At 67.1% G+C, this 21,463-nt stretch carries 13 protein-coding genes; 5 read left to right on the forward strand and 8 right to left on the reverse strand.

Annotation, left to right across the window (positions count from 1 at the left end):
• Positions 1-65: 65 nt before the first annotated feature.
• From frmR to LC490_RS20725, 4 genes are all read right to left on the reverse strand, one after another.
• Positions 66-341, reverse strand: coding sequence for a formaldehyde-responsive transcriptional repressor FrmR (frmR, locus tag LC490_RS20710; RefSeq protein ID WP_031370984.1), 276 nt, complete (start codon positions 339-341; stop codon positions 66-68).
• A 1,129-nt stretch (positions 342-1,470) separates the two neighbouring features.
• Positions 1,471-4,218 carry a phosphoenolpyruvate carboxylase gene (gene ppc / locus LC490_RS20715; RefSeq protein WP_223621457.1) on the reverse strand — a complete coding sequence of 916 codons (2,748 nt, stop codon included), beginning with the start codon at positions 4,216-4,218 and terminating at the stop codon, positions 1,471-1,473.
• 297 nt (positions 4,219-4,515) lie between these two features.
• Positions 4,516-5,271: a tetratricopeptide repeat protein gene (locus LC490_RS20720; protein ID WP_031374175.1), complete on the reverse strand. Its 756-nt coding sequence runs from the start codon at positions 5,269-5,271 to the stop codon at positions 4,516-4,518.
• 118 nt (positions 5,272-5,389) lie between these two features.
• Positions 5,390-6,325 (reverse strand): LysR family transcriptional regulator, encoded by a 936-nt coding sequence (locus tag LC490_RS20725; RefSeq protein ID WP_223621458.1) that lies wholly within the window; start codon positions 6,323-6,325, stop codon positions 5,390-5,392.
• Positions 6,326-6,391: 66 nt separating this feature from the next.
• Here LC490_RS20725 and LC490_RS20730 point away from each other — a divergent pair, with 66 nt between their 5' ends.
• Positions 6,392-7,318 (forward strand): DMT family transporter, encoded by a 927-nt coding sequence (locus LC490_RS20730; RefSeq protein WP_223621459.1) that lies wholly within the window; start codon positions 6,392-6,394, stop codon positions 7,316-7,318.
• A 1,013-nt stretch (positions 7,319-8,331) separates the two neighbouring features.
• Here LC490_RS20730 and LC490_RS20735 read toward each other — a convergent pair.
• Complete coding sequence (locus LC490_RS20735; protein WP_081931328.1) at positions 8,332-9,648, reverse strand: glutamate--cysteine ligase; 1,317 nt, start codon at positions 9,646-9,648, stop codon at positions 8,332-8,334.
• Positions 9,649-10,008: 360 nt separating this feature from the next.
• On the opposite strand from LC490_RS20735, the gene LC490_RS20740 reads away from it, so the two are divergent.
• From LC490_RS20740 to LC490_RS20755, 4 genes are all read left to right on the forward strand, one after another.
• Complete coding sequence (locus LC490_RS20740) at positions 10,009-11,628, forward strand: peptide ABC transporter substrate-binding protein (protein ID WP_223621460.1); 1,620 nt, start codon at positions 10,009-10,011, stop codon at positions 11,626-11,628.
• Positions 11,625-12,353: a VIT family protein gene (locus LC490_RS20745; RefSeq protein ID WP_223621461.1), complete on the forward strand. Its 729-nt coding sequence runs from the start codon at positions 11,625-11,627 to the stop codon at positions 12,351-12,353. Before LC490_RS20740 ends, LC490_RS20745 begins: the two co-directional genes overlap by 4 nt.
• Complete coding sequence (locus LC490_RS20750) at positions 12,353-13,297, forward strand: ABC transporter permease subunit (RefSeq protein ID WP_223621462.1); 945 nt, start codon at positions 12,353-12,355, stop codon at positions 13,295-13,297. The genes LC490_RS20745 and LC490_RS20750 overlap by 1 nt, the downstream gene beginning before the upstream one ends.
• An 88-nt stretch (positions 13,298-13,385) precedes the next feature.
• On the forward strand, positions 13,386-14,417 hold the full coding sequence (locus LC490_RS20755) for a LacI family DNA-binding transcriptional regulator (protein ID WP_223621463.1): 1,032 nt from the start codon (positions 13,386-13,388) through the stop codon (positions 14,415-14,417).
• Positions 14,418-14,996: 579 nt separating this feature from the next.
• Here LC490_RS20755 and LC490_RS20760 read toward each other — a convergent pair.
• The 3 genes from LC490_RS20760 to LC490_RS20770 form a co-directional block, all read right to left on the reverse strand.
• Positions 14,997-16,682, reverse strand: coding sequence for an alpha-amylase family glycosyl hydrolase (locus LC490_RS20760; protein WP_223621464.1), 1,686 nt, complete (start codon positions 16,680-16,682; stop codon positions 14,997-14,999).
• Positions 16,679-18,187 (reverse strand): MFS transporter, encoded by a 1,509-nt coding sequence (locus LC490_RS20765; protein ID WP_223621465.1) that lies wholly within the window; start codon positions 18,185-18,187, stop codon positions 16,679-16,681. Before LC490_RS20765 ends, LC490_RS20760 begins: the two co-directional genes overlap by 4 nt.
• Positions 18,188-18,425: 238 nt before the next feature.
• The gene (locus LC490_RS20770; RefSeq protein ID WP_081931326.1) at positions 18,426-21,233 is read right to left on the reverse strand and encodes a TonB-dependent receptor; all 2,808 of its coding nucleotides are present in this window, start codon (positions 21,231-21,233) and stop codon (positions 18,426-18,428) included.
• Between the last annotated feature and the right edge of the window lie 230 nt (positions 21,234-21,463).

Consider the following 21,463-nt stretch of genomic DNA (forward strand, 5'->3'; position numbering starts at 1 on the left):
TGTGGCGGGAGGGATGCGGTGTGCGGCGTCGCGGGCGGGCGACGCGGCGGTGTTCGATCGAGTCTCTATTTAAGGTACGAGCGCACCAACGCGGCGACTTCGTCGATGCTCGCGCTGCGGTTCTTCTGCGACGACGCGGCCTGGCCGAGTTCTTCGCGGATATGGCTTTCCAGCACTTCCGACATCAGCCCGTTGATGGCGCCGCGGATGGCCGCGATCTGCTGCAGCACCGCCGCGCACTCGCTGCCCTGCTCCAGCGCGCGCTCCAGGGCTTCGGTCTGGCCCTTGATGCGGCGCACCCGGGCCAGGACGCGTTTTTTCTCGGCGGGCGAATGCGGCATGCGGCACCTCGGCGGCCACGGCTGGCCGGTTACCATACTGGGGGATAGTATCAGGCGCCGGGTGGATTTGGGATTGCCGATTTGGTCGGGCTGCGGGGCGGTGTCGCCCAGGGCTGCAGCGCGCCCAGGGTAGGAGCGGCGCGAGCCGCGACCGCCATGCCTCGATCTCGCATCGCTACCGAGGTCCTCCGTAGGGCCGGCGTATGTCGCGACCGCGCTGCGATGGTCTTGCCGCGCATCGCTAAAGCAAGATCGGATCAAGAAGAAGATCAAACGCCAAAAGCTTCCGCCACTAAAGCGGCGGGTTACTTTCTTTTGTCATAAGCAACAAAAGAAAGCTAACCAAAGAAAAATGCTTTTCTTTTGAATCACAGGCCCGCACGAGCGATGCCGACGCCGGGATTTTTCATACGGGACATCCCTGTCCCGATGAAAAACGGCGCGCATCCTTGCGCGCCGCCCTCCGGGTCTTCTATTGCCTTCGCGAGGCTGAGATGGCGCACAGCAACAGCAACAGCAACATCTGTATCGGCTGTTCAACGGCCGCTGTTGCTGTTGCTGTTGCTGTTGCTAAAGAGCTTGGCGCAGCGACGAACTCGCGAGAACACCTGGAGACCCGGAGGGCGGCGCACAGGACGTGCGCCGTTTTTCGATAGGACAAGGATGTCCTATCGAAAAATCCCGGCGCGCGCTGCGCACTCGTGGCCTGTGCCCTTGCAAGGAGAGCCCTTTTCTTTGGTTACCTTTGACCGAAGGGAATCCAGACGGACTTTTAAGCTTAGCAAGAGAAAGTAACCCGGCCGCGTTAGCGAACGGAAGCTTTGCAGTTGCTCTTGCAGTTGTTTCATCGTCTTACAGCCACAGACGCCGCAATAGGACACAACGCGGTCGCGGCTTGCGCCGCTCCTACCCTTGGGCGCACCGCTTTTGTAGGAGCGACGTGAGTCGCGACTGCGAATCGACAGCTGCGTCGTAGGTGCGAGGCCGCGGTCGCGGCTTACGCCGCTCCTACAGGAGGGACGGTAACAGCGCGAGACCGAAGCAGCGCGGTCGCGGCTTGCGACCGAAGGAAATACCCGTGGGACGCCGCTCCTACCCCGGAAGCACGACGGCACAACCGAATCCCCAATCAACCCGTATTCTGCACACCCGCCGCAATGCCATTGACCGTCGCCACCAGCGCCTGCTGCAAGGCATCGTCGGGGCGGCCGGCGGCGCGCCAGCGCGCCAGCAGGTCGACCTGCAGCAGGCTGATCGGGTCGACATAGGGATTGCGCAGCCGGATCGACTGGCGCAGGCGGTGGTCGCCGGTCAGCAATTCGTCGCTGCCCTTGATCGCCAACACCGCGCGCCGGGTGCGCTCGAATTCTTCGGCGATGCCGGGATGGAAGCGCGCATGCAGGTCGCCTTCCGGCAGGTCCTGGGCGAGCATGGAATAGCGCTCGAAGATCGCCGGGTCGGATTTGGCCAGTACCATTTCGAGGTCGTCGATCAGGGTGCCGAAGAACATCCAGTCGCGCGACATCTCGTTCAAGGCATCGCGGCCGTGGCGCGCCAGGGCCTGTTCGAGCGCGGTGCCGACGCCGTACCAGGCGGTCAGCCCGGCGCGGTTCTGCGACCAGGCGAACACCCACGGGATCGCGCGCAGCGAACCGATGTCGCCGATGCCGGCGCGCTTGGCCGGACGCGAACCGATGCGCAGCCGCTCGATCACATCGATCGGCGTGGCGGCGCGGAAGTAGGCCGGGAACAACTCGTCCTCGTGGACCAGCGCGCGGTAGTGGGCGCGTGCGTCGGCGGCCAGTTCGGCGGCCATCGCGCGCCAACCGTCGCCGCGCGGTTCCGGCGGACGCGGGCGCAGGGTCGCGCGCAGCACCGCACCGGTGGTCTGTTCGAGGTTGCGCAAGGCCAGCGCGCGGATGCCGTACTTGCGGTGAATCACCTCGCCCTGTTCGGTCAGGCGCAGATAACCGTCGACCGAACCGCGCGGCGCGGCGATCACCGCGCGCTCGGTCTTGCCGCCGCCGCGGCTGATCGAACCGCCGCGGCCGTGGAAGAAGGCGATGCGCACGCCGCTGTCGGCGGCCAAGGTGGTCAGGGCGCTTTGGGTGCGGTGCAGGGCCCAGCGCGAGGCGACCATGCCGCCGTCCTTGGCGCTGTCGGAATAACCGAGCATCACCACCTGGCGGTTGCCGCGCGCGCGCAAATGCGAGCGGTACATCGGATCGGCGAACAAGGCACGCAAGGTGTCGGCGGCGGCGTCGAGGTCGTCGACGGTTTCGAACAGGGGCGCGACGTCGAGCGGCACGCGGCCGTCGCGATCGACGCAGCCGGCGGTCTTGGCCAGGGCCAGCACCGCCAGGGCGTCTGCGGCGCTGCGGCTCATGCTGACGATGTAGGGGCCGAAGGCGCGCTCGCCGTAGCGCGGGCGCAGGCGGGCGACAGCGCGGAACACGTCGAGGGTGGGTTGGGCCGGGCCGGCCGCGGCCCGTGCCGGCGGCGCATCGCCGTCGAGCAAGGTGTGCAGACGCGCGGCGCGCGTGGCGACATCCAGCGACGCCCACTCGGGCAGATCGAGCAGCGCCGCCAGCGCGGCATCGTGGGTGCCCGAATCCTGGCGCAGGTCGAGGCTGGCGAGATGGAAGCCGAAACATTCGGCGCGACGGCGCAGGCGGCGCACGGCGAAACTGCCGGCGTGCGCCCCTTGGTTGTTGGCCAGGCTGCGTTCGATCAGGGCGATGTCGGCCAGGAAGGTCGCCGCATCCGGATAGCCGTGCACGCTCTCGTCGACGGTGGCCTGCAGGCGCGCGGCCATCAGGCTGAGCAGGTTGCGGTAGGGCATGTCGGCGTGACGCGGCTTGAGCAGCAGCGCCGCCTTCGGCAGTTGGTAACGATAGTCCTCGACGCGGGCCAGCACGGCATCGTCGATGCGCACGCGCGTGACCGATTGGCTCAGCAGCTCGGCCAGGGTGCCCAGTTCGCGACGGTAGGCGTTGAGCACCAGCGCGCGTTGCCCGGACAGCGTCGCGGCGATGGTGTCGGCGCCGACGTTGGGGTTGCCGTCCATGTCGCCGCCGACCCAGGTGCCGAAACCGAGCACGTCGGGCAGCGGCGCGAACGGGCCATAGGTTTCGCGCAGCGCCTCCTCGAACATTTCGTAGTAGACCGGCAGCACGCGATACAGCACGTCGGACAGATAAAAACCGACGTGCTCGAACTCATCGGCGACGCTCGGCTTGGCCGCCGGGGCCTCGGCGGTCTGCCAACTCGCGGTGAGGGCGACGCGGATGCGCTCGCGGTCGGCGCGGCGTTCGGCCGGGGTACGGCCGCGGTCGATATCGTCGACGAGACAACCGACGATCTGGCGCTCCTTCTCGAGCAAAGCGCGCCGCACCGCTTCGGTGGGGTGCGCGGTGAACACCGGTTCGATGCGCAAACGCGGCAACAGCGCGGCGACTTCTTCGGCGCTGACGCCCTGGCGCGACAGCACGCCGAGCGCGTCGCGCAAACCGCCCGGCTGCGCGCCGGCGCCGCTGCGTTCGTAGTCGCGGCGGCGACGAATGCGGTGCACGCGTTCGGCCAGGTTCACCGCCTGGAAATAGGTTGCGAAGGCACGCACCAGGTCGCTGGCCTGCTCGATATCGGTATCGGCGAGCGCGTCGGCGAGCGCACCGATCGGCGCCTGCGCTTCGCGCCGGCGAATGGCGGCGCGGCGCAGGCGTTCGACCTCGTCGAGGAAGCCCGGCCCGCGTTGCTCGGCAAGGATTTCGCCGACCAGGGCGCCCAACATTTTGACGTCGTCGCGCAGCAGCGCGTCGGTGGAAGCGAAGTCTACGGCGCGCAACGGTTCGTCGCTGGTATCGAGGAGGACATTCATCCGACAAGGCTACAACACCGGCGCGGCGACTGCGTTGCCGCTCGCTGGGGCGTATCGCGCTGGCCAGCGTCCGCGGCGAGGTACGCACGAGCACGCCGGTCGTCGCGGCGGACGCCGATTTAGCTGCTGCGGGCAGGGAATTCCGGCCGAACGCAGCATTTATCCGCAGCCGCCACCGAGACCGTCGTCGAGACTTCGCAGCGCGCCGGTTCTACCGATATGCGTATCGGTTCTAGCGCCGCCATCGATTACAAACGAAACGATTTCACAAGAAACGATTAGCGAGCGTCGCGCCCATCACGGCGCCGACGCCTGCTTCTCCAGCGCCTTGAGACGGTCCAACGCCGGCTTGTTCATGCGCCGCGCATAGGCCGGCAAGCGCTTCGCCCGCGTCTGCGCCTGCACGCACAGCTCGCGCACGCGGCCGAGTTCGCCCCAAGCGACCAGTGTTTCGGCATAGCGCACGTGCGGCTCGAAACCGCTGCTGTAACCGAGCAGGGTCTCGAACTCGTCCTTGGCCTTGGCGCGGTCGCCCTGCGCGGCGATGGCGCGTGCATAGATCAAATGCCCGTCGGGCGAACGGAAATCGGGACGGCGCGCGATCAATTCGTCGAGCACGGCCTGCGCCTGCGCGGCCTCGCCGTTTTCGAGCAAGGCCTGCGCCAGCCTGACCTGGATGTCGGGATCGTCGCGATGGATGCCGCTGAGCGAGGCGCGATACAGCGGCAACGCATCGGCCGGGCGCTGCTTGCTCAGCAAGGCATCGGCCAGACGCAGGCGGTTGTCGGTGGTGGCCGCGGTCTCGAAGGCGTCCTGCGCTTCGCGCAACTCGCGGTCGGGATCGAGCAGGCGTCGCACGTTGCCGACCAGGGCGCGGCCGTGCTGGCTGTGGCGCTGCTCCGGCAGCCAGATCGCCAAGCCATAGACCACGCTGCCGAGCAGCGGAAACATGAAGAGGATCATCAACCAGTAACGGTCCTGCCCGCTGCGCACCACGTGCACGGCGAAACACAACGCGACGATGACGTGCAACCCCAGCCCCAGATACGGCATGACGCGATCCTTGCGAGATATTCGGGCGCTAGTGTGGTGATTCGGCGGCCGCCGCGCCAGAGGGGCGCCGCCCCGTCAGTGTGCTTCGGCCGCTGGCGCTCGCCGCGGCTTCGACGCGTTAGACCGTCGCACCTGCGCCGTCGTCATCGGCGCGCAACAAACCGGCCAGCCAATCGCGCAGATGCCCCAGGCGCGCGCTGCCCTGCGCTTCCGGCAACCAGGCCAGATAGACGCGCTTGACCGGCGCGGGCTGCGGCAGCGGCAAAGGCAGCAGCTCGCCGCTGGCCAGGCGCTCGGCGATCAAACGCGGATACATCAGGGCGATGCCCTGCCCGGCCAGCACCGCGCTCAGCGCCGGCATCGGCGAAGACAGGCGCAGATGCGGCAGCGGCCAGGTCGCGGGATCCTCGCCGAACCAACTCGGCCAATCCTGCCGCCAACCGTCGCTGACGACATGCAACAGGCGCACGCCGGGCAACGGGTCCTGCCACCAGCGCTCGGGATCGAGCCGCGCGTGCAGTTCGGGCGCCGCGACCGGCAGCATCGCCTGCTCGAACAACAGCTCGCCGTGCAGACCGTCGGCCTGCGGTTCGCGATGCAACAAGGCGGCGTGGATGCGCCCCTGCGCGAGATCCTGCGCCGTCGCCGGACAGAACAATTGCAGGTCCAGCCCGGCGTAGGCGGGAAATTCTTCGATGCGTGGCAACAGCAGGCTTACCCCAAGACTGGTCGGCGCACCGAGGATCAAACGCCGCCCCTCGTCGCCGCGCATGCGCAGGCGCGCGGTCGCCGCTTCGATCTGCTCGAAGCCGGCGATCAGGGCCTCGCCGTATTCGCGCCCTAGCGGCGTCGGCCGGGCGCGCCCGCCGCTGCGGTCGAGCAGACGCAGGCCGAAGGCTTCCTCCAGATGCTGGACGTGCTGGCTCAGAGCGGCATGGCTCAGGTGCATGCGCTCGGCGGCGCGGCGCATGCCGTCGTAACGGACCACGGCGGCGAAGGCCTGCAGGGCGCGCAGGGGCGGGAGGCGCCGCGACGGCGGATCGGAAGTGGTCATATTTACTTACTGCTGCTCTTGGATTTCTCGATTTATGCGAACCGAGTGACTGTCTAGATTTACCACATGACTGCAGCCCCCTTACCGCTCGCCGCCGCGCCGGCACCGTCCCGTCCCTTGGCAATGCGCGCCGGCCTCATGGCCAGCGCCTCGATCTGCCTGGCCCTGCTCGCCCTGCTCAGCCGCTACACCCGCGGCCTGCCGCCAGAGCTGGTGACCTGGTTGCGCTTCATGATCCCGGGCCTGTGCCTGGTCGCCCTGGCCCGTCGCGAGGACTGGCGCGCGGTCTGCTCCGGTGCCGACCGGCCGGGCTGGGTGCGGGCGGTGTGCGTGGTGATCTCGCAAGGCTGCTTCGTGCTCGCGGCGATGCGCGGCGACCTGTTGCACGCGGTGCTGCTGTACAACACCGGGCCCTTGTTCATCCCGCTGATCGCGCGCGTCTGGCTGGGCGAACGCCTGCACCCGGCGGCGCTGTGCGGCCTGGCGATCGGTTTCGCCGGCGTGCTGGTGGTCCTGCAGCCTGCGTTGCGCGGTTTGGAGAGCACCGCCTTGATCTCGCTGTTCGGCGGCTTCGCCATGGCCGCCTCGCAGGTGCTCTTCTATCGCAGCGCCCAGCACCAGCCGCCATTCCGCAACCAGTTCAAGCTGTATATGCAGGCCTCGCTGGTCGGCCTGCCCCTGGCCGCCCTCGGCCTGGGCCGCCTGCCCTCGCAACCGTTCACGACCGAATCGACGACGGTGCTGGTACTGGCCTTACTCGGCATGTCGCTGTGCAGCCTGGGCAGCCAATCCCTGCGCGACCTCGCCTACCGCGGCATGGACAACGCCTCCACCCTCGCCCCGCTGATGTACGTAGCCGTGCCGGTCAGCGCCGCCCTGGATTGGCTGTTGTTCGCCCACCCCGCACGGCCCTCTACGCTGGCGGGCGCGGCGTTGATCGTGATTGGAGCGGTCGCGGCATTGCGCAGCGGAGCGCGTGCGAGGCGTGGGTGAGGGGTGGCGCGAGATTGAAGCGACGCGGTCGCGGCTGGCGCCGCTCCTACCCAAGAGCAGGCGCGAACCACCAACCGTTGCCGTTGCCGTTGCGGTTGCGGTTGCGGTTGCGGTTGCGGTGATTTTGCTCTGCATTGCTGCTTTGCCGGTCCAGTGGAGACCCGGAGGGCGGCGCACAGGACGTGCGCCGTTTTTCGATAAGACAGGGACGTCTTATCGAAAAATCCCGGCGACAGCGCCGCACTCGTGGCCTGTGCCCTTGCAAGGAGAGCCCTTTTCTTTGGTTAGCTTTCTTTTGGGCTTAGCAAAAGAAAGTAACCCGGCCGCGTTAGCGGACGGAAGCTTTGCTCCTGCTTGAGGCTGCGCCGGAGGCCGCCAGGACGTGGTCGCGACTTGCGTCGCTCCTACCCTGGGCTCCAGTCGGAAGCGACGCGAGATCAGGGCGTCGTGGTCGCCGCTTCAAAGAGTAGGAGCGGCGCAAGCCGCGACCGCACTGTGATGGTCTCGCTTCGAAGCGATCAAGCAAGATCAGGATCAAACGCCAAAAGCTTCCGCCACTAAAGCGGCGGGTTACTTTCTTTTGTCATAAGCAACAAAAGTCCGTCTGGATTCCCTTCGGTCAAAAGTCACCAAAGAAGTTGCTTTTGTTTTGAATCACAGGCCCGCACGAGCGGTGCCGACGCAGGGCTCTACATACGGGACATCCCTGTCCCGATGAAAAACGGCCCGCATCCCTGCGGGCCGCCCTCCGGGTCTTCGATTGCCTTCGCGAGTGCTGGGCGACGCACAGTTCCAACGAAGCTGCGGCCGATGACGACGCGAAACCGAGATAGCGCGGTCGCGGCTTGTGACCGAAGGAAATCCAGTAGGACGCCGCTCCTACCCTGCGATAGCTTCGAGGTTTCGATCAGCGACGAAGGCGATGCACCCTCTGCGCGTTCCGTGGTCGCGGCTCACGCCGCTCCTACAGGGGCTATGTCGCCGCGACCGAGGGTGCGCTCCGCCGAGCGAACTCAGTACGCGAATTCCTTGAACACCGGATCCACATTCCCACCCCACGCCCCATGGAACAACTCGAGCTTGCGCTCGGCCGGGCTCTTGCCCATCGCGACGAATTCCATCAGCGGTTCCAGGTAGATCGACTCGTCGGCACCATTAGCGTTCAAACGCGCGCGACGCTTCAGCCCGTGCGCGGAAATCTCCAGCGCGCGGCGCGACAGTTCGAGTACGTTGCTGTCGCGGAACGGCAATTGGAACCCATGCCGCGGCACGCCGTCGCGCAAGGCATGACGCTCGGCCGGGGTGAAATCGAGCACGAGGTCCCAGGCCGCATCGAGCGCTTCGGCGTCGTACAGCAGGCCGACCCAGAACGCCGACAAGGCGCAGATGCGGTTCCACGGGCCGGAGTCGGCGCCGCGCATCTCCAGGTACTTCTTCAAACGCACTTCCGGGAACGCGGTGGTGGTGTGGTCGGCCCAATCCTTCAGGGTCGGGCGCTGGTTCGGATAGGCCGGCAGCTTGGCGTCGAGGTAATCGCGGAACGACTGGCCGCTGGCGTCGATGTACTCGCCATCGCGGTAGACGAAGTACATCGGCACGTCGAGCAGGTAGTCGACATAACGCTCGTAACCGAAACCATCCTCGAACACGAAGTCGAGCAGACCGGTGCGGTCGCGGTCGGTGTCGGTCCAGATGTGCGAGCGATAAGACAGATAGCCGTTCGGCTTGCCCTCGGTGAACGGCGAGTCGGCGAACAGCGCGGTCGCGATCGGCTGCAGGGCCAGGGAGACGCGGAACTTGCGCACCATGTCGGCCTCGTCGCGCACGTCGAGGTTGACCTGCACGGTGCTGGTGCGGGTCATCATGTCCAGGCCGAGCGAGCCGACCTTAGGCATGTACTCGCGCATGATCTTGTAGCGGCCCTTCGGCATCCACGGCATCTCGTCGCGGCGCCATTTGGGCTGGAAGCCCATGCCGAGGAAGCCCAGGCCCATCGGTTCGGCCACCGTGCGCACTTCGCGCAGATGGGTCGCCGCTTCGACGCAGGTGTCGTGCAGGGTCGCCAGCGGCGCGCCCGACAGTTCCAGTTGGCCGGCCGGCTCCAGCGAGACGGAGGCCTCGTCGCGGGTCAGGGCGATCACCCGGCCCTTTTCTTCGACCGGCGTCCAGCCGAACTGGACCAGCCCCTTCAGCAAGGCCTCGATGCCCCGCTCGCCGTCGAAGGTCGGCGGGCGCAGGTCGTCGGTGCGGAAGCCGAATTTCTCGTGCTCGGTGCCGATCTTCCAGTCCGAGTCCGGGCGCGCGCCCGACGCCAGGTACTCGACGAGCATGGCGCGACCGCCGCCCTTGATATCGGGAATCTCAATATCTTTGACTTGGCTGGGACCGGACACATCCACCTCGCTGGTAAAACCTGCTGCAAGGCGGGATGCCCTGCTCGCGCATCTGGCGCGGAGGGCCGCCGGCCGTCGCGAAACGGTCCAGCGGCCACGGCCGGCGCCTCGCTGTACGAAGGCCGGCCGCTTGCAACATCGTCTGAATCACGGTCTGGATATGCGGGACGTCGCCTACAATCGCAAGACCCCGGCAGTGTAGACCCAGCCTTGCACCGAACAACGCCCGCCTTGCAACGCTATGGTGCAGCCGTGTCGCTGGCCGATCTGCTAGGAATGCCCCTGTCGGGGGTGCGCGTGGTTGGGTCCCTTCTGTCGAGGGCGCTGCTGTGGGGAGCGCTGTGGGCACCGGCGGCGCTGGCGCAGGCGGCGCCATCGCAACTGGAACGCGGCAACGGCCCCGAACCGAGCACGCTCGACGCCCACCGTTGCCAGGAAGTCGCCTGCGGCAACGTCCTGCGCGATCTGTACGAAGGCCTGGTGACCGAGGACGCGCGCGGCCGCCTGGTGCCGGGCATGGCTGAGCGCTGGTCGGTGTCGGCCGATGGCCGCAGCTGGACCTTCGTCCTGCGCGACAACTTGCGCTGGAGCAACGGCGAGCCGATCGACGCCGGCCAGGTCGTCGCCAGTTTCCGCCGCGCGTTCGCGCCGGCCACCGCGGCGCCGTTCGGCGAATTGTTCGACGCGCTCGACAATGCCCAAGCCGTGCAGGCCGGCAAGCTGCCGCCGGAACGGCTCGGGGTGTCGGCGCCGGACCCGCGCAGCGTTCGCTTCCGGCTCAACCGCAGCGCCTCGTTGCCGGCCTTGCTGACCCTGCCGATCGCGTTTCCGGTGTACCTGCCGGCCGTGGAGCAGCATGGCGCCCAGCACACCCGGCCCGGGCAACTGGTGTCCAACGGCGCTTACCGGCTCGCGGCGTGGACGCCGCAGGCGAATCTGCTGCTGGAGAAGAACCCGCGCTTCCACGACGCCGCGGCGGTCGCGATCGAACGCGTGCGCTTCCAGGTCACCGAGGACGCCGCCGCCGAGCTGCAACGCTTCGCCGCCGGCGACCTGCACATCACCGAGGTGGTGCCGCCGCAGCCGCTGGCCTCGCTGCGCGCGCGCTTCGGCTCGCAACTGCGCCTGTCGCCTTACCTCGGCGCGTTTTGGCTCGGGCTCAACGTCACCCGGCCGCCGTTCCGCAGCGACGCCTGCGCCACCCAGCACTGCGACGACCGCGCTCTGGCCCTGCGCCGCGCGCTGTCGATGGCGATCGATCGCGACAAGCTCACCCGCTACGTCACCGGCCTGGGCGAAACCCCGGCCTACGGCATCGTGCCGCCCGGCATCGCCGGCTACACGCCGGCGACCACGACTTGGGCGACGCGGCCGCAAGCGCAGCGCGAAGCGCATGCGCGTGCGCTGTATCGCCACGCCGGTTATTCCAGCAACAAGCCGCTGGTGATCGAGCTGCGCTACAACACGTCGACGCCGCACCGCCGCCTCGCCCTGGCGGTCGCGGCGATGTGGCGGCAGACCCTCGGCGTGCAGGTGCGCCTGCGCAACGAGGAATGGAAAGTGTTCGTGCAGAACCGCAAGCAACGCACCATCACCCAGGTGTTCCGCGGCGGCTGGATCGGCGACCTCGCCGACGCGCGCAACTTCCTGGCCGCGTTCGGCAGCGACGGCCCCTTGAACTGGATGGGCTACGACAGCGCGGCCTATCGCGAGCGCCTGGCCAAGGCCGATGCGGCGAAGTCGGAAACCGCGCGCAACGCCTGGCTGCGCGCGGCCGAGCAGCGCCTGCTCAACAACGACGCGGCGATTCCGTTGTATTTCTACAGCTCCAAGCACTTGGTGTCGCAACGCGTGCGCGGCTTCGAGTCGAACGCGCTGGACCGGCACGCGAGCCGCTGGCTGAGCCTGACGCCATGACCCCACGCGCCCCTTCCGCCCAAGCGCAAGCGCGCGGCCGCCACTCCGAGACGCACCGCTCCGACCGCGTCGGCTGGCTGCGCGCGGCGGTGCTCGGCGCCAACGACGGCATCGTTTCGGTCGCCGGACTGGTGGTCGGCGTGGCCGCCAGCGGTGCGTCGCCGGCGACCATCCTCGCCAGCGGCATCGCCGGCACCGTCGCCGGGGCTATGTCGATGGCCGCCGGCGAGTACGTCTCGGTGCGTTCGCAAGCCGACACCGAGCGCGCCGACATCGCGGTGGAGCGGCGCGAACTGCGAGAAGATCCGGACAGCGAGTTAGCCGAACTCGCCCATATCTACGTCCAGCGCGGGCTGACCCCGGAGTTGGCGCAGGAAGTCGCGCGCCAGCTGACCGCGCACGACGCGCTCGGCAGCCACGCCCGCGACGAGCTCGGCATCACCGAGACCTTGCGCGCCCGCCCGGTGCAAGCCGCACTCGCGTCGGCCCTGGCCTTCGTCGTCGGTGCCGCCTTGCCGATCGCCGCGGTGCTGGCGGCGCCCGCGGGGCGCCTGGAAGCGGTCGCGATCCCGACCACCCTGGTGGCGCTGTCGATCTCCGGCGGGCTCGCGGCCTGGGCCGGCGGCGCGCCGATCCTGCGCGGCGCCGCGCGCGTGGCGTTCTGGGGTGCGTTGGCGATGGCCGCGGCGTCCCTGGTCGGCCGATTGTTCGACGTGACCGTCTGATGGGCACCGATAACCGCAGCGATCATCCCGTCATCGCCCGACTCGGCTCGCGCGTGTTGGAAGCGGTCATCACCCTGTGGCTGCTGGCGACGCTGTGCTTCGTGCTTTTGCGCGCTGCCCCGGGCGGGCCGTTCGACGCCGAGAAAGTCGCGCCGCCGGAAGTGCAGGCCGCGCTCGATGCGCAGTACCGGCTCGACCAGTCGCTGCCGATGCAATACCTGGCCTGGCTGGGCGACGCGGCGCGCGGCGACCTCGGGCCGTCGTTCCAATACCCGGACTACACCGTCAATCAATTGATCGCCAACGCCTTGCCGGTGTCGGCGCTCAACGGCGGCCTGGCCCTGCTGCTGGCATTGCTGCTCGGGGTGAGCCTGGGCGTGTGGGCGGCGCTGCGTGCCGGCGGCTGGACCGACCGCGCCCTGATGTTGCTGGCCGGGCTCGGCCTGGCGATCCCGAAGTTCGTGGTCGCGCCGCTGCTGGTGCTGCTGTTCGCCGTGACCCTGCATTGGCTGCCGGCCGGCGGCTGGGGCGAATGGGACAACGTGGTGCTGCCGGTGATCGCCCTGGCCCTGCCCAACATCGCCTACTGCGCGCGCCTGACCCGCGCTTCGATGCTCGACGTGCTGTCGGCCGACTACCTGCGCGCGGCACGCGCGCGCGGCCTGTCGGAAACGCGCCTGCTGTTCGTACATGCGCTGAAGCCGGCGCTGCTGCCGGTGGTGGCCTGGCTGTCGCCGGCGCTGATCAACGTGGTCACCGGCTCGGCCGTGGTCGAACAGGTGTTCGGCATTCCCGGCATGGGCCGCTACTTCGTCCAGGGCGCGCTCAACCGCGACTACACCCTGGTCCTGGGCGTGGTGTTGGTGATCGGCGCGCTGATCGTGGCGATCAATACCGCCGTCGACGCCTTGCGCGGGTGGATGGACCCGCGGCTGGAGGATTAGGGGCAGGAATCGGGAATCAAGAGCTTAGCTGCCGGCTAGAAGCGAGCGCTCAGTCCCGAGCCCCGGCTTCACAGCTACACTCAGCGCCATGCGCAAGAAGTCCAAGGCGACCTCGGTCGACATCGCCCACCTCGCCGGCGTTTCGCAGGCCACGGTGTCGCGCGTGCTCAGCGGCAGCCCGCTGGTCAACGCCGACACCCGCAAGCGCGTGGAAGCGGTGGTGCGCGAGCTCAACTACAAGGTCGACCGCCACGCCTCCAGCCTGCGCCGGCAGCGCTCGGGCACCCTGGCGATGCTGTTGTTCGAGGACCCGACCCCGGACGAGTCGCACATCAACCCGTTCTTCCTGTCCATGCTCGGTTCGATCACCCGCGCCTGCGCGCGCCACGGCCAGGACCTGCTGATTTCGTTCCAGCAACTGTCCGACGACTGGGCCGCCGACTACGAAGACAGCATGAAGGCCGACGGCCTGATCCTGCTCGGCTACGGCGACTACCTCGCCTACCAGGGCAAGCTGCAGAAACTGGTCGAACAGGGCACGCGCTTCGTCCGCTGGGGCGCGGTGCTGCCCGATCAGCCGGGCTTGTCGATCGGTTGCGAGAACGTCGGCGGCGGCCATCAGGCCGGCGCCCATCTGGTCGGCCTGGGCCGGCGCCGGGTCGCGTTTCTCGGCGACGCTTCCAGTCATTACCCGGAATTCCTCGATCGTTTCCTCGGTTGCGAGCGCGCCCTCGACGAAGCCGGCCTGCCCCTCGACCGCGCCTTGCAGGTCGACGCCGAAAGCTCCGAAGACGCCGGCCACGACGCCGCGCGCGAACTGCTTGCGCGCGGCCTGCCCTTCGATGCCGTGTTCGCCGCCAGCGACCTGATCGCCCTCGGCGCCATGCGCGCCCTGACCGAACACGGCCTGCGCGTGCCCGAAGACGTCTCGGTGATCGGCTTCGACGACATCCCCATGGCCCGCGTCGCCCACCCGCCCCTGACCACGATCTTCCAGGACACCAAACAGGCCGGCGAACTGCTGGTCGACACCCTGATGAAGCTGGTCCGCGACGAAGAAGCGCACAGCATCCGCCTGCCCACGACGCTGGTGGTACGCAAATCCTGCGGCGCGGAGTGAGGGCGGCGGTAGTTGGGGCGGAGCAAAAGCAAATCCCCCCTCCCCCCCTTTTTCAAAAGGGGGAATCCTTCGGGCAGGAATGTCGTGATTGGCGTTGGTGTTGGTGTTGGTGTTGGTGTTGGTGTAAAGATTTTTCTGTTGCTGTGCGCCGATTCGCACTAGCGACGGCAGTAGAAGACCCGGAGGGCGGCGCGCAGGGATGCGCGCCGTTTTTCATCGGGACAGGGATGTCCCGTATGAAAAATCCCTGCGTCGGCATCGATCGTGCGGGCCCTTGATTCAAAAAGAAGCAACTTCTTTGGTTACCTTTGACCGAAGGGAATCCAGACGGACTTTTGTTGCTTTAGACAAAAGAAAGTAACCCGCCGCTTTAGTGGCGGAAGCTTTTAGCGTTTGATCCCGATCTTGCTTGAACGAGACGCCGCAAACCCGTTACAGCGCGGTCGCGGCTTGCGCCGCTCCTACCCTGCGCCAGCACATCGCTTCGATGTGCGATGTCGGCATCTTTAGTTATCCGCGTCCCGTGGTCGCGGCTCACGCCGCTCCTACAGGGAAAGACGACACGCCATAGATCGCGGCTCAACGCCGCCGCGCATGCGCCATGGCCTCATCCAAGGCCGCCGTCAAATCCGCCCGCCGCACCGGCGCATCAAGCAGATACACCTCGACCCCATGCCCCGGCACGATCGCCTCGATCACACCGTCCTCGCCGACCTCGACCGTGCCGCCGCCGAGCGCCGCGCGCCAACGCCCGGCCTGCAGGTAATCGCTAATCCAGAACGTATTCGGCCCTTCGCTCTTGTTGAGCAACACCAGGGCGATCTGCGCCTGCCCAGCGTGTTGGTAGACACGATAAAACGCGGCGCGCTCTCCCCGCAGCAGCAGATTCAGCTGCAGGCCGCGTTGCAAGGCCGGCGAGGCCTCGCGAACCTTGGCGATGCGCTTGAGCGCGGCATGGATGGGATGCGCCTTGGCGGCGTCGATGCGTTCCTGGCCGAAATAATTGCGGTTGCCGGCATGCTCGGCGCGACCGCGCTCGAAGCCTATCTCGGAACCGTAATAGATCACCGGGATGCCGCGCGCGGTGAACAACCAGTTGTTCGCGTCGATGAAGCCCTCGTCGCTCGCGCTCAGGCGCGGCATGTCGTGGTTGTCGTAGAAAGTCATCAGCTCGTACGGGTTCGCGTACGGGCCGTCGCGCAGGTACAGGCGCGGGGATAAGCGCTCGTAGCCCGCCTCCTTGACCCCGAATACCTCGGCCAAGCCCTCCTTGAGCGGAAAATCGAGCACGCTGATGCCGCCGTTCTCGGCCCAGGTGAAGGGCGCGATATTCTCTGCCTTGTAGTCGAAGGCTTCGCCGAACATGAAGAAGCCCGGACGCTTGGCGCGGATGCGCTCGGCGAAGACTTTCCAGAATGCATGCGGCATGTGCCGGATGGTATCGATGCGGAAGGCGTCGGCGCCCTGGTCGATCCATTGCGAGTAGGCGCCGACGAAATAGTCGAGCACCTGCGGATTGGTGTCGTCGAGGTTCGACAACTGCACCAGGTCCTTCTGCGCGTGAAAGAACCGATGCAGCGGATTGCGCGCCGGGTCGAGTTGCTCCGGCGCCAGGTTCTGGTGATCGGCGACCAGCACGCCGTCGCGGTAAATCTCGCCGTACTTGGGCTGGTCGGCCGGCATGGTGAACGAAGGCGAGCCGTGGTTGGCGACGATGTCGAGCACGGTCTTGAGGCCGTGCCGCTTCAGCCCTTGGGTGAGGCCGGCGAAATCGAGCCCGGGGCTCGGCAGATGTTCGTCGAGACGATAGAAATCCACGCCCCAATAACCGTGATAGCCGGTCTTGCCACGATCCTGGAAGGCGCCGCCCCAGGTCACCGCGTCGCCGCCGGTGAAGGCCTGGTCCGGGTTGTCGACGATCGGAGTCAGCCAGACCGCGCCGAAGCCCATGTCGCGGATGTAGCCGGCGTTGTCGAGCAGGCCTTTGAAGTCGCCGCCGAGGTAACCGATGTTGTCGCTCTCGCCGACCGGCATACCGGGCACCGGACGATTGAAGCTGCGCGTGCCCGGGTCCGGCCCGCCCTGTTCGCGCTGGTCGTTGGACGGGTCGCCGTCGACGAAACGATCGGTGACGACGAAGTACACCGCATCGCTGGCCATCGGTTCGAGCGTGCCGTAGTACTCGCGTGCCGGCGCGGTGTCGCGTGCGCCGTGCGCACAACCGGCGAGGACGAGACTGAGCGCAGCGAGCGTCAAGACCCTCATGCCGCCGCTCCGGTGCCGGGTTCGCGCACCCACAGCACGCACAGGCCGGAGACGAACAGGCTGACGCCGCCGATCGCCAGGGCCCAGACCGGTTCGCCGTGGAAGAAGGTCTTCAGCAAAAAACCGAGCAGGCTGGCCGCGACCAATTGCGGGATGACGATGAAGAAATTGAAGATGCCCATGTACACGCCCATCTTGGTCGCCGGCACGCTGTCGGACAGCAGAGCGTAGGGCAGCGACAGGATCGAGGCCCAGGCGAAGCCGACCCCGAGCATCGACAGCAGCAGCCATTGCGGATCGCGGATCAGGGCGATCGAGATCAGGCCCAGCCCACCGAGGCTGACGTTGCACAGATGGCTCCAGCGCAGGCCCCAGCGCCGCACCATCCACGGGATCACCACCGCCGCGAGCGCGGCAAAACCGTTGTAGGCGGCGAACAGTACGCCGACCCAGTTGGCGCCTTCGTTGTAGGCCGCCGAGGTGGTGTCGTTGCTGTGGAAATGCAGCTGGGTCACCGCCGGCGTGGTGTAGATCCACATCGCGAACAGGGCGAACCAGGAGAAGAACTGCACCACCGCCAGGCGCACCATGGTCGCAGGCATCGAGTGCAAATCGTCCATGACCGTGGCGAAGCCGCCGCCGGCACCGATCATGCCGCGCACCATCAACGCCAGGCCGAACGCGCCGATCAGGCCGGCCAGTACGTACAACTGGCGATCGAGCCCGCACATCGAGATGGTCGTGGCGACCAGACCGCCGACCGTCAGCCAGGAGGCGCCGAACAGCGCGCAGCGCACGCGGTCACGGTTCGGCCGCGGCGGTTCGGGCAAAGCGTCGTCGAAGGACTGCAGAGCGTCCGGCGGATACTCGCGGGTGCGCAGCACGGTCCAGCCGACCGACAGCAGCAGCACGGCGCCGCCGAAATAGAAGGCGTAACGCACCGTGTCCGGCACCTCGCCGGGCCCTGCGGTATTGCCCACACCCAGGTGCGCGAGCGCGAACGGCAACACGCTGGCGACCACCGAGCCCACGCCGATGAAGAAGCTCTGCATCGCATAGCCGCTCGGCCGTTGCGAGGTCGGCAACTGGTCGCCGACGAAGGCGCGGAACGGCTCCATCGAAATGTTGATGGAGGCGTCGAGCACCCACAGCAGGCCGGCGGCGATCCACAGGGTCGGCGAGTTGGGCATCGCCAACAACGCGAGGGTGGCGAGCACCGCACCGATCAGGAAATACGGGCGTCTGCGGCCGAGGCCGGTCCAGGTGCGGTCGGACAGATAGCCGACGATGGGTTGCACGATCAGCCCGGTCAGCGGCGCGGCGATCCACAGCATCGGGATGTCGTCGATCGGCGCGCCCAGGCTCTGGAAGATCCGGCTGACGTTGGCGTTCTGCAGGGCGAAGCCGAACTGGATGCCGAGAAAGCCGAAGCACATGTTCCAGATCTGCCAGAACGACAGCTGCGGCTTGCGGGACGTGGCGCTGCGCTCGGTGCGTTCGGTCATGGGCTCGATACTGGCATGAAGCGCCGCGCGGTGAGGCGACGCGGTGGCGGGAGAAGCAAATCCCCCTCGATCCCCCTTTGTCAAAGGGGGAAGACGAGCGGAGCGGCGCTGTTCGGGCAACGGAGCGCTATGCAAACGACAACGCTCCACCCGAAACCACGTTCCCTTCCCCCCTTTGACAAAGGGGGGTTAGGGGGGATTTGCTCTCGCCCTTGGGATTTTGCTTCCGCTTCCGGTCTCAGAACTGCGACGAGAACCGGATCCCGTACATCCGCGGGGTGTTGAGGTAGCGGATGTTGGTCGCGTTGTTGACGAAGCCCTTGCCCGAATACACCTCGTCGGTGAGATTCGAGACGAAACCGTCGATGCGGAACTGGCTGTCTTCGCCGAAGTTCAGGCCGGCCGAGACGTTGACGGTGGTGAAGCCGCCGACGTCGTCGCGCATCGCCATGCCATTGGCCGGGCCGCCGCCCGCGGCCGGGTTGGAGCCGTTGTTGAACGGCATGTCGGCCAGCGGGATCTCGATGACGTTGCCGGCCGCGTCCAACCCGAAGCCGCGGCTGTTGAACGCGGTCAGGTAGTAGTCGGAGCGGTAGGTCAGGTTGATCGTCCAGTCGAACGAGTTCAGCGCGCCGCGGCCGATGTCGATGGTCTGCGACAGGCTGAGGTTGGCGTTGTACTTGGAGGTGTTCGGCAGGCGGTTGCCGTCGAGCGGCACGATCAGGCCCAGGCCGCCGGAACGCGTGTCGAGCACCTTGGAGTCGTCGAAGGTCGCGTCGAGGTAGGTGAAGTTGTAGCCCAGGTTGAATCCGTGCGGCAGGCCGACCCGGCCTTCGAGCTCGAGACCGAGCACGCTGGCGTTGGCGGCGTTGTCGTTGAAGACCTGGCGACTGGTCGCGTTCGGGTTGGTCGGCGTCGGCGCCGGCACGTCGATCAGGTTCTGCAGCACCTTGTTCTGGTAGTCGTAGTAGAACACCGAGGCGTTGAGGCGCACCGGGGTCTCGCCCCACAGGTAATCGCCCTTGATGCCGGCTTCGTACGAGGTCAGTTCTTCAGGCTCGAAGGTCGGCGCCAGCGCGCTGCCGTCGTTGAGCAGCAGGGGACGGTTGATGCCGCCCGAACGCGTGCCGGTCGACACCGTGCCGTACAGCATCACCTGCGGGTTGAGGTCGTACTCGAAGCCCACGCGCCAGTCGACGTAGCTGTCCTCGTAGACGTCCACGCTCTTGCCGCCGGGGAAGTCGGAACGCACGATCACGTCGATCTGGTCGCGGTTGCGGGTCAGGAACTGAGACCAGTTGTCCTGCGCGCCGAAGTTCTGGATGCCGCCGAGGAAATAGTCGAGCGAATTCGCGCCCGGGCCGCAACGCAGCTCGGCCGGCGACCAACCGGTGCAGATACTCGGGTCGCCGCCGCCGCGGCGGCCGGGAGGCGCCAGTTGGAAGCCGGGCGAACCCAGTACCAGACCAGTGGTGTAGGGATTGGTGGCAGTGTTGATCGGTTGGCCGGTGAACTGCTGGAACAGTTCTTCCGGAATCACGAACTGATATTTGACGTTGGACTCGCGCGCGGTCTTCTTGTCGCGGGTGTAGCGCACGCCGCCGATCAGACGCAGCGAATCGGTCGCGGCGAAACTGAAATCGCCATAGACCGCGTTCGACTCGACCTTGGAGTCGTCGCCGCGGTTCTCGCCGCCCAGGCCGTCCTGCCAGCCGCAGACGGTGCCGGGACGCCACCAGTCGCAGTCGCCGAAATAGCCGTTGCCGACGTCCCAGGAGGTGTAGTCGTACTTCTCTTCGTAATTGAACAGACCGGCCGACCAGATCAGCTTGCCGGTGTCGCCGAAGAAGCGCAGCTCGTTGATGGTCGAGCTGGACTTGTCGGACTGGTAGAAGGTGTCGTACCAGGCCAGGCGTTCGGGGTTGTGATAGGCCTCGCGTTCGGACCCCGGATAGACCGGGCCGAGCTGCCATTCGCGCGAGGCGTTGCGGTTGTCGAACTCGTACTTGCGGTAGGAGGTGTTGAACTCCACCGACACCGCATCGTTGAAGGCATAGGTGAAGGTGCCGGCGACGCCTTCGATGTCGTTGCTGGTCTTGCCCTGGGTGCGGAAGTACTGGCGGAACGGGTCGGACAGGTCGTCGATGTCGTAGCCGGCGGCCAGGCCGCGTTCGGCGAACAGGCCCGGATCGCCGGTGCCGCGCTCGCTGACCTTGTCGAGCATGACGTAGGCCGAGAACTTGTCGTTCGGCTCCCACAGCATCGACAGGCGCGCGGCCTGGTTGTCGAGCGCGCCCGGGCCTTCGGCCGGGAACAACGAGCTGGGATAACCGTTCTTGATGTAGGAAGAACGCTCCTCGTCGAACAGCGCCGCGCGCAGGGCGAAGGTGTCGCCGATCGGCAGGTTCAGCACGCCCTCGGCGGTGGTGAAGTCGTGGTTGCCGGCGCCGACCTTGAGGCCGCCGCTGGTCACGCCCAGTTCGGGGCGCTTGGAGATCACGTTGATCGAGCCGCCGGTCGCATTGCGGCCGCGCACCGTGCCCTGCGGGCCCTTGTTGACCTCGATGCGGTCGACGTCGAAGAACATCGGCCCGATCGAGCGCGGACGCGGCAGGTAGATGCCGTTGTAATAAGTGGCCACCGACGGGTCGGAGGAGAAGTCCGAGTCGGCCGCGCCGATGCCGCGCAGGAAGATCTCGTACTTGCCTTCCTGGCGGGTGATCTGCAGGCCCGGTACCACCGCCTGCAGGTTGCGGAAATCGGTGTTGATGCCGAGCTTGGTCAGATCCTCGCCGCTGAAGGACTGGATCGTGCCGGCGTATTTCTGGATCGACTGCACGCGGCGGTTGCCGGTGACCTGGACCGCGTCGAGTTCGTGCGCCGCGCTCGTCGGCGCCGCTTCGGCGCTGGCCGCGGCCGGGGCGTCCTGCGCGGTGGGCGCATCCGCCGCCCAGACCGTCCACGAGTTGCACAGGCCGAACGAGGCCAGTGCCACGGTCAACAGGTGGCGTTGTTGGTTCGATGAAGCCCGGTTCGTTCTCGACATGCTCCCCTCCAGTAGCTGTGTGCCGTCCGCGCGCGCACTGCGGCGTGCTGCGGTTGCCTAGGCGACGTACGCCATCGGTCTGAGGCGCATGTTAGGCAAGCGATCGCGCCCGCTGCGGTTTATGCATACGTATTCATGACCGGCAGTCGCATTCATGTCGCACTTCATCGGTCGTTTGGGCATGAATACGTATGCAGGCCGGCGAGCCGCGAACGCGCCCGGCGCTAAGC

The organism is Lysobacter sp. ESA13C, assembly GCF_019970005.1.
Classification (GTDB): domain Bacteria; phylum Pseudomonadota; class Gammaproteobacteria; order Xanthomonadales; family Xanthomonadaceae; genus Lysobacter; species Lysobacter antibioticus_B.

What these genes read in the sequence shown, in the direction of transcription:
- ppc (WP_223621457.1), bottom strand. Translation starts at nt 4,218, where the DNA reads ATGAATGTCCTCCTCGATACCAGCGACGAACCGTTGCGCGCCGTAGAC.
- LC490_RS20750 (WP_223621462.1), top strand. Translation starts at nt 12,353, where the DNA reads ATGGGCACCGATAACCGCAGCGATCATCCCGTCATCGCCCGACTCGGC.
- LC490_RS20745 (WP_223621461.1), top strand. Translation starts at nt 11,625, where the DNA reads ATGACCCCACGCGCCCCTTCCGCCCAAGCGCAAGCGCGCGGCCGCCAC.
- LC490_RS20735 (WP_081931328.1), bottom strand. Translation starts at nt 9,648, where the DNA reads ATGCTCGTCGAGTACCTGGCGTCGGGCGCGCGCCCGGACTCGGACTGG.
- LC490_RS20765 (WP_223621465.1), bottom strand. Translation starts at nt 18,187, where the DNA reads ATGACCGAACGCACCGAGCGCAGCGCCACGTCCCGCAAGCCGCAGCTG.
- LC490_RS20730 (WP_223621459.1), top strand. Translation starts at nt 6,392, where the DNA reads ATGACTGCAGCCCCCTTACCGCTCGCCGCCGCGCCGGCACCGTCCCGT.
- LC490_RS20760 (WP_223621464.1), bottom strand. Translation starts at nt 16,682, where the DNA reads ATGAGGGTCTTGACGCTCGCTGCGCTCAGTCTCGTCCTCGCCGGTTGT.
- LC490_RS20770 (WP_081931326.1), bottom strand. Translation starts at nt 21,233, where the DNA reads ATGTCGAGAACGAACCGGGCTTCATCGAACCAACAACGCCACCTGTTG.
- LC490_RS20755 (WP_223621463.1), top strand. Translation starts at nt 13,386, where the DNA reads ATGCGCAAGAAGTCCAAGGCGACCTCGGTCGACATCGCCCACCTCGCC.
- LC490_RS20725 (WP_223621458.1), bottom strand. Translation starts at nt 6,325, where the DNA reads ATGACCACTTCCGATCCGCCGTCGCGGCGCCTCCCGCCCCTGCGCGCC.
- frmR (WP_031370984.1), bottom strand. Translation starts at nt 341, where the DNA reads ATGCCGCATTCGCCCGCCGAGAAAAAACGCGTCCTGGCCCGGGTGCGC.
- LC490_RS20720 (WP_031374175.1), bottom strand. Translation starts at nt 5,271, where the DNA reads ATGCCGTATCTGGGGCTGGGGTTGCACGTCATCGTCGCGTTGTGTTTC.